The following is an 11944-nucleotide window of genomic DNA, read 5'->3' as shown; positions in this document are numbered from 1 at the left end:
CCCGGTTTCTTTCGGCTACATAATTCTTATTAATTCAGAAAATCAGAATAGGAATTTCACTCCTCCCTTAAAGTGGAATCCCGGAGTGTTGAAACCGTACACTTCCGTATAGTCTGCATTCAATAAATTGTTCAGCGACGCAAAAACGGCAAGTTGTTCATCCAATAGCTGATATTGAATATTTGCGTTAATCAGTACGTAACTTTCCAGCTCTACTTCTTCAGTGGAAAAGGTATTGGTGTTGAAGTAAAGATCATTTCGCTCACCCACATATTGTCCGCTGAGACTTACACTAAAATTGGAAGTGAGTTGCTGATTCAGGTTCACCCCAAAATTATGATCAGGGCGGCGAATCAGGTTATCCGTTTCTTCCCCGTTTTGAGTGATTGCCCCATCCAGGTAATTATAGAAAACCTCGACCTTCGTTTGGTCAAGTTTATATCCCACAGACAATTCAATACCTGAATCATTCTGCTCGTTCACATTAATGTATCCCTGGTTGCCGCTGTACGAAATCAAATCTTCAATGGTTCTTCGGAAGTAGATAGCGGAAGCGGATAATCTTCCATCCAATAATTGCAACTCAACGCCAGTATCTACCGTCAGGCTTTGCTGGGGTTTTAATTCGGTGTTTGCACCAAACGGACCGAATAATTCATTGAGGGTTGGGGCTTTAAATCCGGAACTTACCGACGCAAGTAACTTAATTTCTTCCGTGATGTTATAAACCGGAGCCACATTAAACGTCCAGTTACTTCCATATTCAGAATGGTTGTTTAGCCTGAGTCCAAGCTCACCGTTCAACCCAAATCCTGATCTCAGGAATGCGGTTACATAAGGACTCAAAATCTGAGACCCCTCATCAATTCCCTCCAGCTGAAAATTTAAACTCTGAACATTAAATCCGGCAAGCAGCCTTACTTTCTCAAACTTGTTGTAGATACCGTACAGGTCAGAATTAAATAACGACGCTTCAGGATTAAACACTCCGAATCCATCGGTAAATTTTCTCCCGGTTTGAGTGAACGTAGCTGCTTCTTTAATCTCAAAATTATCCCCTTTATAACTGATTCGGGCGCCGGTATTCAGCAGGTTCGCTTCGTAACGGTTGTCTGCATCCGAAAAAGCACCCGCATCATAATCTCCATCATATTGGGAGTAGTTCAAGAATGGAGTAAGGGTCAGGCCCTCTACAGGCTTAACCGAAACCTGGGTGTTGATAGCATTTCTTTCATACCCATCTTTTTTGAAATCAGCCCCATCCCGGGGTTCTGCTTCTGAAATGCCGTCTGTTTGGGTGCGTGTCACATTCACCGTATAGTCAATGATATCCGAACTTCCGCTTGCGCCGAGCTCCCAATCGTAGGTATTAAAAGAACCGTAGGATGCTTTTCCGTTTACGTTGAAAGTCCCGGTCTCGCTTTTCTTTGTAATGATATTGATCACTCCGGCTATGGCGTCCGAACCGTAGAGTGTACTCATACTTCCCTTCACGATTTCAATGCGTTCTACGTTTTCCAAAGGTAAAAGGCGCAGATCAAATGCCCCTCCTTCTCCCGATGGATCGGTAACAGGAAAACCGTCAATAAGAATAAGGGTAAATTGTGTAGATGCTCCGCGAAGGTACACCGATTTGTCTTTGCCCGGACTTGATGCCGCCCCGTTTATAGTGATTCCATTCTGCTGATTCAATAACTCAGAAATGGATAAGCCGGTATGTCGTTCGATTTCTTCCCGTTCAATGACCGTCACAGGTTTTGTTGTTTCCCGATCGGTAGTGGGGGTTTTGGATGCTGTTACTACTACTTCTCCTAAATCGAGGGTATCAGCAACTTGTGCGTAGGTGTAATTGGAAACCGCCAGTAGAAAAAGGGTGATCAGCGTAATTAAATGCTTCATGTATTTTGTATTTATGATTTTGAATTACTTTGGGCGGGTAAAAAACTTCCTTCTGAATGATATACAGTAATCCCTTGGACTGGGAATCAGTGTGAGGGAAACAGAATAAAATCCAGAGCTAAAAGCATGATTGTTCAGCTGCACATCCTTTTACCCGAAAGAGGTGCATCGGTTAAATGATGGCAGGTCTCCTGGCTTCTCCGATTGCAGCGCCTTCCCGTTTCAATTAAGAAACAGTGGCAAAGGTGAGGCTGCACTTCATCCGCCATGAGGCGGATTCGGATTACAGTTGCGGGAACAGCTCTCGTTTCTCACGAGATTCCCTTTTAACTCTGGGTGATGAAACACATACACCCGAGACCATCATTAATTCGCTGCTAAACTAAAGACATTTTCATTTAAATCAAACGTAGAATTCTCTAAGTCTCTCAGATGCAATATGATATAACCCTGATGCATACCTTGTAAAAAGCTGACAATTCTATATATGACATTGACTTAGTCACTGTTTCTCTTCATAATCCCCGTACAGAATATTTGGCTTTAATTACATTCAGAAAAGAAGGACACCATGAAAAAAACGAATAAAATAATGCTCTTCTCCGGAGGCATTATTCTCGGTTTTTTATTTGCATTCACACTTATTCAACCCCAAAATACTCCCATCACCTCAGCGATGATTCAGGATGCAGCTTCGGTGATTGGCCTTGAGTTTACTCAGACTGAACGGGACTCCATGATTGAATCGCTGAATGACACCCGCGATGACCTTCAAACCATTCGTGACTTTAAGCTAAATAATTCAGTCCCCCCGTCCCTTCAATTCAACCCTATCCCGGTGGGTAAGACTTTTGATTTTCAGCAGAAATCACAAACGTGGGATTTGCCCGAGAATGTAGAACTTCCCGAAAACCGAAATGACCTGGCTTTTTATACCATCGGAGAGTTGGCTTCATTGATTAAAGACCGAAAAATTTCATCCGTAGAGCTGACCGAATTTTTCCTGAACCGCATTGAGCAGCATGATGAAAAACTGGAGGCAATTGTCACCGTAACCAGGGAAAGAGCACTTCAGCAGGCTCAGCAAATGGATGTGGAACTGGAACAGGGAATTTATCGCGGACCTCTGCACGGCATCCCCTATGGAGCCAAAGATTTGCTGGCCGTTGAGGGTTACAAGACCACCTGGGGAGCTATGCCTTTCAAAGATCAGGAACTTGATGAAACAGCCACTGTCATAAGAAAATTAGATGGAGCCGGAGCCGTGCTGATTGCTAAAACTACTTTGGGGGCACTTGCCTACGGAGACATCTGGTTCGGCGGACGTACCAACAATCCATGGGATCTGGAGCAGGGATCCAGCGGTTCATCTGCCGGTTCAGCATCGGGTACTGCAGCCGGACTTTTCCCATTTGCCATCGGAACCGAAACGCTGGGGTCTATTGTGTCTCCTTCCACCCGAAATGGTACTACCGGCCTGCGACCAACATACGGACGGGTAAGCCGAACGGGAGCTATGGCTTTGAGCTGGAGCATGGATAAAATCGGCCCTATAACCCGAAGCGTAGAAGATGCGGCCCTGGTTTTCAATGCCATTTATGGCCCCGATGGAACCGATCAGACGATCATCGACCTTCCCTTCAATTATGACGCCGAATTAGATATTAAAAAGCTGAAAATCGGTTACCTGAAATCTGCTTTTGAACGTGATTATTGGAATAAGGAACGGGACAGCCTGGTATTGGAAACTTTCAGAGATCTTGGGATTGAACTCATACCTGTTGAACTGCCTGAGTTTGAAATCGGTGCTCTTCGAATTATTCTTACTGCTGAAGGTGCCGCTGCTTTCGATCAGCTCACTTTGACCGATCAGGACGATCTCATGAAGTGGCAGGAACCCAATGCCTGGCCCAATACTTTTCGCGCTGCTCATTTTATCCCCGCTACGGAATATATCAATGCTAACCGTGCGCGCTATCAACTGATTCAGAAAATGGATTCCGTTATGCAACAGGTTGATGTATATATCTCTCCGGCTTTTGGAGGGGGAAATTTACTGACAACCAATCTTACCGGACATCCAAGTGTGGTTTTACCCAATGGATTTACCGATGACATGCATCCGACCAGCATCACGTTTGTGGGAGATCTATTTGATGAAGCCACTGTACTGTCGGTAGCTAAAGCTTATCAGGATGTTACCGATCATCATACCAAACACCCTCCGCTTTTTAGTAATTAACCGAAAACGATTCTAAAAGCCGGCACTAAGTTGAAGGGCGAATACATTGTCCTGTAACTCGGTACCTCCGTTTGTTGAATACAGATAGGACGCTTTCAAAATTACATTGCGCTCGAGTTTCATTCCCGCTGTGAACTCAATTCGATCCCGATCATAGGTCCATTTCTCGTAGCTATAGGTAGATTGATTGTTTTTCAGATCTCCTGAAATCAATCGCTCTGCCCTTATCCCAGCGTAAGCTCCGGGGAGGAATGGGAAATCCATTACCAGTTCTGAACTCAGGTGTTGTACCTGAACTTCATCCTCCCACACTAAGGAAATCGTAGTGCCCACGGAATCAAGATACGGTGCTTCCCATTTGCTCCAGTTGTAGGATGCCAAAAAGGTAAAATAATGATAGGACAGCTCCATATCTGCACCAAAAAGCGTCTGTTTATATCCCGCAAGCTCGTCATCAGTAAGTGAAACATTAATATCATCCCGTTTCAAGTAGGAACCATGGCTTAATGAAAGCCCCAGGCTTCCCCAAAAAACGGGCTGTAAAACCATTCTCCCGGTAAATGCCGGAGTAGCATGTTCCCCATACTCAAAATGACTTGAAGCAGCTGCTAATGTAGCCGCCAGGTTGTACTTAAGCCAACCTGAATCTCCTAAACGATTTCCTATCATTATTCCCTGGGTGTACATGCGCTGGTACACCATTGTAAGCCCCGTTATGTCTTCCCCGTAATCTACCTGGGAGTATAACGTGCCACGGGTTTTACTAATCGGAAGTCCCGATGCATGAGAAAGCGGAAGGTGAACAAAGGGGTTATCGGAGGAAAGTACGCGGTTGGAATAGGCTCCGTATGGAGTCACGAAACGACCAGCCGTCACCATAAAGTCAGACCCCGATATAGGCAGGTAATTAATATTCATAACCGAAAAGAATGGGGAGCTGAGTTGCTTCCCGTCATAATAATCGGCCTGTAAGGCAGCCGAAACAAACCATTTTTCCGAAATTCCGCCACTTATAAATAATCGCAGATATGGAGTGTACACAGACCAGTTCTCATTGGGCGTTTGATTTACATACGGAGATGAATCACTTCCACCTTTTCGAATTTCGAAATCTGCCAGTCCGCCAATTTGAACCTGCCCCACTGCAGGAACCGCAAAAAAACTGAGCGCTGAAACAATGATAAAAGCATAACGTGTTTTGGTATTCATGGTTTGCCTCCCTAATTCTTCGCGATTGACATCATATCCTCGGTTTGCCAGTCTATCTCATAGATTTGAACCGGCTTTTCAATACCCTTCACCTTTATGGTTTCAAGTTCATTGACAGGCACTTTACGTTCCAGATTCAGAAAAACAGATTCAGAAATTAAAATCTGATGCTTCTTGGCTGCCGAACATAATCGGGCTCCCAAATTGACCGTGCTGCCCAATACCGTAAAGTCCATTCTGTTTTCGCTGCCCATGGCCCCCATAACCACTTCACCGCTGTTGAGCCCAATTCCCACCGCCAGATCTTCTTGCTCTTTCTGCAACAGGGACTTCAGCCTTTGTTGAATTTGAACCGCAGCATTCACAGCCTGTTGCTCCTTATCCTCTCCCTGAAATACAGCTACCAGTTCATCACCAACAAACTTATCAACGTCACCGCCAAACTTATGCACCAAATCGGCCTGATAGCTCAGTAAATTGTTCAGCATATCAATGACCTGCTCCGGCGTGTGATTTTCACCCCAGGCAGTAAATCCACGAATATCGGAAAAGAGAACGGTAACATCCCTTCGTTCACCGCCGGGTTCTATGCGTGAAATATTCTTCTTGATGGCATCAAGGGTGGCCTCAGAAACGAATTTGAGCATTAACAAGCGCTCTCTCAGTCCTTCCACCAGTTCATTAAAGGCCCGTGTCAGTTCCCCGATTTCATCCCGGCTTGTGATCGGTACTTCTTCACTAAAGTCCTCTTTTTCGACACGCTGTACGCCGTCTAACAATAGGTAAATGGGTTTGGTGATTCGGCCTGTTATCCAAATACTGATGACGATAGCGCCGGCAACAGCAAATATCCCGATTCCAAATATCAGCAATTGCAGGTTTTGCAGTGGAATGAGTTCCTGCGTCAATGATTTAGCTACTGCGTAGTACCCGTCAATCCCTTTGATGCTGCCGGTGGTTTCAAACATCGGTGCGATATAAATGAGCCAGTTCTCTGAGCCTAACGCTACTTCGGTTGAGGTTGCCTGTCCGTTCTTCAGCACCTCAAAAGTTGCGGCGTGTATATTCCTGGAAAGCGTGTTTTTATTGGATGGAGATATTTCTTCGAACGAACCGGCCAACAGCTGATTATCTACATAATACAATACTTCGAGGCCTATGTCTTTGGAAAGCTGTTCTGTTTCCTGCTGCCGGATAGGGAATCCGTACGAAAGCGTACCCTCCAGCTGATTCCCGGACCAAATCGGAATGGTAATCACATTGAAATATCGGTCTCCTTCTTTCCAGATATAGCTTTGCGAGGGCATTTCTCCCTGCAGGGCTGTACTGATTCCTGCCCTGTCTGCAATGGAATATCTCGGAAGCGGTGTGGATGACATTTGCCCCAGGGGTTTACCTTCCGAGTCGCATATAATTAATAACCCGGCCGAATCCGGATTCATATAGAACTCACTGGGAACAAGCGAATCCGGAATGATGGGGTCGAAATCGAGCAGGAACAGCAGGTCTTCCCGGAGCACATAATTAACAGTGGCAGTATCACCGGTAGAAATGGCCGCTTTCAGGCTTGGAATATCTGCAAGTAAGATGGCTGTTTGCCGTAACTGGCGAAACCGGACATCCTGAATACGCTCAAATATTCGTCCGGCCTCACTGAAATTGGCATCGATATCCTGACGAATGCGAGACTCTAAAATCTGGCTGGAACTGAACAGTAAAATCAAAACAGTAGTAAGTACCAGGCCAACAAAACCGGTCAGCAGCTTCCACCTCAAACTGAAAAATTGACTTCTGTTCATAGCTTAATTACTAAGCGTTAAGGTTCCCACAGTCGCAGCTTCACCGGAAACAATCTCAACCGGAATAGCCCGCTCCTGAAATCCCAGTGCATAAACCTTTAACTGATAATTCCCTGCCTCTACATCTTCGATGGTGAAAGAATCACCGCTTTTAACTTTGATCCATGTTACCACACGCGGGGGCATCACGTAAATAGTGGCCCGCATATTGGAGTGGATATCACAAAAAACATCAACAGCGCCGGGTGTATCAAACGTTACGTCAAGGTATTCGCCTTTGGGCCTGCGCCCAACATCAAACCTGTTCTTTGGAGATAGGCTGAATACATTATGATATACGGGATCAGAGTTCCGGATTCTTACGGTACCGTTTAGCCGAACGGGTAACACCGAAGGCTGGAATGACAACCCTTTTTGATCAAATATAACCGGCGTTCTTTGCTCACTACCGGAATTAGCTTCTGTACTTTCCAGCCAAATAAGAACGGAATCTGAGGATGAAGTTGAGGCGCCTGACGATCGGGAAGGACGGCCATATCTTCCGCCAACTCTAACCGGACTTTCCTTAGCCGCCAGCAGCACAACACCCTCAACGGTACCCGAGTCCGTGCTTTGGCGGGCCATCGATAAGTCGGGCTGAAGAATCAGAAAGAAGATGACAGCAACAAATAGTGATCCAAAAGTACCCTTCATCGCTTGCATTGTTTAATTAGAGTTGATGTTATTGAAACGATACACCCTTTTTAACTCAATTAATCTACTAAAAATAACCTACTGTTGTAACTGAGGAGTCTTGAATTGTGAATTAGTACAATTAAAACAGCCTACAACAAATTCAAACCCTTACAGGTGTTTGTAAGCTTTTTCTTTATTTAAATTTTAGGATGGTCATTTAAAAAATTATTTATTATATATTTACTTGTTAAATAAATGGGTTTAAAAAAGGGATAGCAATGACGAAGAAAGAGGTTATAGTAAGGCCTAAAAAATGGTTACTCCTCTCACTGTACACATTAGGACCGTTATCCATGTTCATTTGTGGGTATGTATTGGTACAACTTTTTGTGGTCGGCACCAATGAGCCCTTCGCTTTCAAAGTCATCCTCTCTGCCGTTTGTACACTGGCAATAGTTGTAATTGCTATTCAGCTGCCTACCTATCACCGTTTCAATATTGTATTTAGCAGGGATGGGATTTTCCAGAATGGCATTATCTCAAAAAAACTTACCTACGATGACATTGAGAAAGTAGTAGTGAGAAGTGCAGGTGTGGAAATTTATGGAGATAACTATTTCAACAACATTACCATTGGGGATCTGTATATCAATTATGAAGAAGCTGCCGACTTTTTGGCTAACATGGTGAAAGACAGGAAAGATGTTTACATCACCGGGAACCGGACCTATATACAGGAATTTGCAGGCTGAGTCAGGGACATAAAAAAATCGCCCGGAACACTTTTCTATAATCTTTCGGGTTGAAATCTTAAAGAAACAAGGCCGCGGACTTTATTTCGACCTTTCCATCAATTATACCGTAGTACTTTTGATGACTTTGTTCACCAGTTAATTAGCATAAAACACGGACGACTGTCAACAGAAAAATCACCTATTTTCCCACAACTTTCCCACATAGTTATCCACATTTTTGTACCCAAAACACTTCTGAAAATTGCTAAGCCAAACGTAATTAAGAGAGTAGGGGAATTCACATTTTAAGGGAATGGGATAGTCAATAAACAGGTCTGTTCGGGGATAGCTTACCGGGCAGTTTTGTAGTAGATCAGATAATATCGAGAGAGCTGCTTGAACCTTTTTCCATGTCTTTCCTGAATTCAATGCGATAGGTAACTCCGCCTTTTCCATCTATCGTCCATTCGGCCTCAATTTGACTAAGCAAAGATTTTATTAACGTCATTCCCAGTGAGTTAAAGGTTGATAAATCTTCCTCTGTTGAGAACCCGACTCCATCATCTTTGATAGTACTGTAGATAACCCCGTCTCTTTCTTCCAGCTTTACGGTAACCTTTCCCTGATCTTTTCCTTTAAAAGCATGCTCCAGTGAGTTTGAGATAATTTCATTTAAAGCCAGGGCAAATGGAATAGCTTGATTGATATTCAGTTCTACGTCTTCGATTTCGGTATTGACGCTAATCTCGGCGTTTCCAATTTTAATACTGCTTCTGATTTGATCAATTAAATCATCAATGTACTCATGAATAAAGATCCTGCTCAGGCTTTCTGACCTATAGAGCTTTTCATGGATCATAGCCATTGTTTGGATGCGCATCTGGCTTTCCTGGATCAGTCGGCTAAAGGTCGGGTCAGAGTATTCATGTACCTGCAGTTCCAGCAAACCAGAGATAACGGCAAGGTTATTCTTTACCCGGTGATGAATTTCCTGCAGCAGCACTTCTTTCTCGTGAATGCTTGCCCGCAGTTCCCTCTCTCTTTTCTTTAAATCACTTATGTCTTGTCCGGTTCCAATTATAAATGTTTCTCCCCCTCGTTCGAACAGAACCGCATTTACATTACGGGTTAATTCATTACCATCTTTAGATACAGGACTGGTTTCCAAGCTTACTTTCCCCTTTTCAAAGAGCTCCTTTAACCTACTGCCTAATTGTTGTTTATCATCTGTAGAAAAGTAGTTCAGAATTTTTTGATTCAAGAGCTCCTCCACCGAGTATCCAATATCCTGCGCAAGGTTTTTATTTGCCCTCACCAGGTTCAGGTTTTCATCTAACATAAAAAATGTGCCCGGCAGGCCATCTATAATTGCATCTGCAAACCTTTTCTCCTCAATCAACTCTCTTTCCATTTCTTTCTGCTTGCTGATATTTAAGCCAACGAGCAAAAATACTTCCTTCCCATCCATCTCAATGATATTCCCTCTCCAAAAATAAGGGCTAATCATTCCTCTCTTATGTTGCACATTCACTTCCTGGCCGGCCGTATTGTGTGCCAGAATTTTCTTCATCGCTCCTATCAGTTCTTTATGATCTTCTTTAGGAACAAAGTCGAATGCAGACATATTTTTGAGTTCATCAGCTGAGTAGCCTGTTAATTTTTCTCCGGTTTTATTCCATAGGAGCAGATTCATTTTCCTATCTACTACCGTAAGAATACTTGGCAGGTTATCCAGAATCTGCTGAGTGAAGTTTCTTTGCTGAATCAGTGATTCTTTCATGGAAATACGTTTGAGAAAGTTCCCAATAATTTCCACCGTAGTTCTCAGGGTCAAAAGCTCATATTGTTCCCAGCTTCGTGCCTCAGTCAGAGAATCAAACCCTATGAATCCAAACCAATCATCTCCCTGAAAAACGGGCAATAGAAGCACAGATGATATTTTCTGGGCTTGCATCAACTCCTTTTCCGGAGACGGTAATTCTTCTGTTGGTTTATTAACAATCAGGTTTGATTTAAGCCTTTGATAGAAGAAAGGAAACTCTTTGTAGGGTATATTCTGTAGTTCCGGATTGTCAATTTCAGGGATCACACCTTCTGCACAAGCTTCAAACTTCTGACTGACAAGAAGCTCCCCTTCCGGCGTAGTTTTATTGGTGAAAAAGTAAACCCTGCCGGAGCCGGTTGTACGCTGCAAAATCTTGAGAACTTCATCAAATACGCTGATCTCTGAAGCATCAACCAACAGGTTAGAACACAATGAAAGTGCGTTTTGAAAGTTAAGCCTGTTTCTTAATTCGTTTTCAATTTCCCGCTGAGCTTCTAACTCCGATATTTTCCTGTCTGTTATTTCGAAAGAGGTCCCTAATATTGATGATGGCTCTCCTGATTCGTTATACAGCAGTTTAATTTCATCCCGAAGCCAAACCATTCGACCATCTTTTCTTTTAAACCGGTATTCATTAATTGCCGCCCCGCCATTTTCAAGTATATTATGAAAGCTTGTGGATACCCTCTCCCTGTCATCAGGATGAATACGACCAGACCATGCGTTTGGGGTTGTTAAAAAATAATCCCTGTTAAAGCCAAGTATCTTCTCTACATTTTTACTCACAAATGTTGTGGGATAGGCAAAAGAAGGCTCACATTTAAAAACAATAATACTCCCATCTTCAAAAAGCTGCTCAACTTCTGAACTGGTTAATGTTTTACGATTGTCCTTCATCACTCCTGTTTTATTTTCCCTGAAACCTACAGAAAAATACTAAATTTGACTGCTAGAAACTCTGGTGCTATATATTTTACACGTCTACTACATTTTAGGCATGAATTCGTATTATCGGATTGAACCATAAAATTTTAAGCCCATATGGCAAACTCTTACCAAATCCCCGCTAAAACCCGCATTGGCCATGTGCACCTGAAAGTATCTGATTTGCAACAGTCTCTGGATTTCTATTGCGAACTTTTGGGATTCGAACTGATAACAACCTATGGAGATCAGGCTGCCTTTATTTCGGCCGGCGGCTATCATCACCACATCGGGTTAAATACATGGCAAAGCAAAGGAGCCCCACCTGCACCGAGAAAAAGTACCGGATTGTTTCATACGGCCATCCTTTATCCAACCCGAAAAGATCTTGCTGAAATTTTGCAACGACTTATCGATGCTGATTACCCGCTTTCAGGAGCTTCTGATCATGGGGTTTCAGAAGCATTGTATTTAGATGACCCTGACCAGAATGGTGTAGAACTGTATTGGGATCGACCTGAAAATGAATGGCCCAGAAATGAGGACGGCTCCCTGAATATGTTCACAAAAGCACTTGATCTTCAGAATTTATTAAATGAGCTCAAGTAGAATCAAAAGTTTTTACTGAATCGTAATA

General features: G+C 43.4%; 8 protein-coding genes and 1 riboswitch. Of the genes, 3 read left to right on the top strand and 5 right to left on the bottom strand.

Annotation, left to right across the window (positions count from 1 at the left end; genetic code table 11):
• Nucleotides 1-42: 42 nt before the first annotated feature.
• Nucleotides 43-1899, bottom strand: a complete 1857-nt coding sequence (locus JJ941_RS01885; RefSeq protein ID WP_290961668.1) for a TonB-dependent receptor — start codon at nucleotides 1897-1899, stop codon at nucleotides 43-45.
• A gap of 163 nt (nucleotides 1900-2062) precedes the next feature.
• Nucleotides 2063-2279, bottom strand: a riboswitch (cobalamin riboswitch).
• Between the two features lie 191 nt (nucleotides 2280-2470).
• On the opposite strand from JJ941_RS01885, the gene JJ941_RS01880 reads away from it, so the two are divergent.
• Nucleotides 2471-4141 carry an amidase gene (locus JJ941_RS01880; protein WP_290961665.1) on the top strand — a complete coding sequence of 557 codons (1671 nt, stop codon included), beginning with the start codon at nucleotides 2471-2473 and terminating at the stop codon, nucleotides 4139-4141.
• Nucleotides 4142-4153: 12 nt separating this feature from the next.
• On the opposite strand, the gene JJ941_RS01875 is transcribed toward JJ941_RS01880, so the two are convergent.
• From JJ941_RS01875 to JJ941_RS01865, 3 genes are read right to left on the bottom strand one after another with little or no spacing between them, the layout of a single operon-like run.
• On the bottom strand, nucleotides 4154-5350 hold the full coding sequence (locus tag JJ941_RS01875; RefSeq protein ID WP_290961662.1) for a hypothetical protein: 1197 nt from the start codon (nucleotides 5348-5350) through the stop codon (nucleotides 4154-4156).
• Between the two features lie 11 nt (nucleotides 5351-5361).
• Nucleotides 5362-7149: an adenylate/guanylate cyclase domain-containing protein gene (locus JJ941_RS01870; protein ID WP_290961659.1), complete on the bottom strand. Its 1788-nt coding sequence runs from the start codon at nucleotides 7147-7149 to the stop codon at nucleotides 5362-5364.
• Nucleotides 7150-7152: 3 nt separating this feature from the next.
• Nucleotides 7153-7842 (bottom strand): hypothetical protein, encoded by a 690-nt coding sequence (locus tag JJ941_RS01865; RefSeq protein WP_290961656.1) that lies wholly within the window; start codon nucleotides 7840-7842, stop codon nucleotides 7153-7155.
• A gap of 260 nt (nucleotides 7843-8102) precedes the next feature.
• Between JJ941_RS01865 and JJ941_RS01860 the strand changes: the two genes are divergently transcribed.
• Complete coding sequence (locus tag JJ941_RS01860) at nucleotides 8103-8576, top strand: hypothetical protein (RefSeq protein WP_290961653.1); 474 nt, start codon at nucleotides 8103-8105, stop codon at nucleotides 8574-8576.
• Nucleotides 8577-8931: 355 nt separating this feature from the next.
• Here JJ941_RS01860 and JJ941_RS01855 read toward each other — a convergent pair whose 3' ends face one another.
• Nucleotides 8932-11280: a PAS domain S-box protein gene (locus JJ941_RS01855; RefSeq protein WP_290961651.1), complete on the bottom strand. Its 2349-nt coding sequence runs from the start codon at nucleotides 11278-11280 to the stop codon at nucleotides 8932-8934.
• Between the two features lie 144 nt (nucleotides 11281-11424).
• Between JJ941_RS01855 and JJ941_RS01850 the strand changes: the two genes are divergently transcribed.
• Entirely contained in the window at nucleotides 11425-11916 is a 492-nt protein-coding gene (locus JJ941_RS01850; protein ID WP_290961648.1) for a VOC family protein, read from the top strand.
• Nucleotides 11917-11944: the final 28 nt, after the last annotated feature.

The sequence above is a fragment of the Gracilimonas sp. genome (genome assembly GCF_017641085.1).
In the GTDB taxonomy this organism is placed as follows: Bacteria; Bacteroidota; Rhodothermia; order Balneolales; family Balneolaceae; genus Gracilimonas.
The sequence above is the reverse complement of the archived record's forward strand: the minus strand, read 5'-3'. Positions and strand labels throughout refer to the sequence as shown.

Bases quoted from the DNA above. Each gene is read 5' to 3' on its own strand.
- JJ941_RS01885 (WP_290961668.1), bottom strand. From the start codon at position 1,899: ATGAAGCATTTAATTACGCTGATCACCCTTTTTCTACTGGCGGTTTCC.
- JJ941_RS01880 (WP_290961665.1), top strand. From the start codon at position 2,471: ATGAAAAAAACGAATAAAATAATGCTCTTCTCCGGAGGCATTATTCTC.
- JJ941_RS01875 (WP_290961662.1), bottom strand. From the start codon at position 5,350: ATGAATACCAAAACACGTTATGCTTTTATCATTGTTTCAGCGCTCAGT.
- JJ941_RS01870 (WP_290961659.1), bottom strand. From the start codon at position 7,149: ATGAACAGAAGTCAATTTTTCAGTTTGAGGTGGAAGCTGCTGACCGGT.
- JJ941_RS01865 (WP_290961656.1), bottom strand. From the start codon at position 7,842: ATGAAGGGTACTTTTGGATCACTATTTGTTGCTGTCATCTTCTTTCTG.
- JJ941_RS01860 (WP_290961653.1), top strand. From the start codon at position 8,103: ATGACGAAGAAAGAGGTTATAGTAAGGCCTAAAAAATGGTTACTCCTC.
- JJ941_RS01855 (WP_290961651.1), bottom strand. From the start codon at position 11,280: ATGAAGGACAATCGTAAAACATTAACCAGTTCAGAAGTTGAGCAGCTT.
- JJ941_RS01850 (WP_290961648.1), top strand. From the start codon at position 11,425: ATGGCAAACTCTTACCAAATCCCCGCTAAAACCCGCATTGGCCATGTG.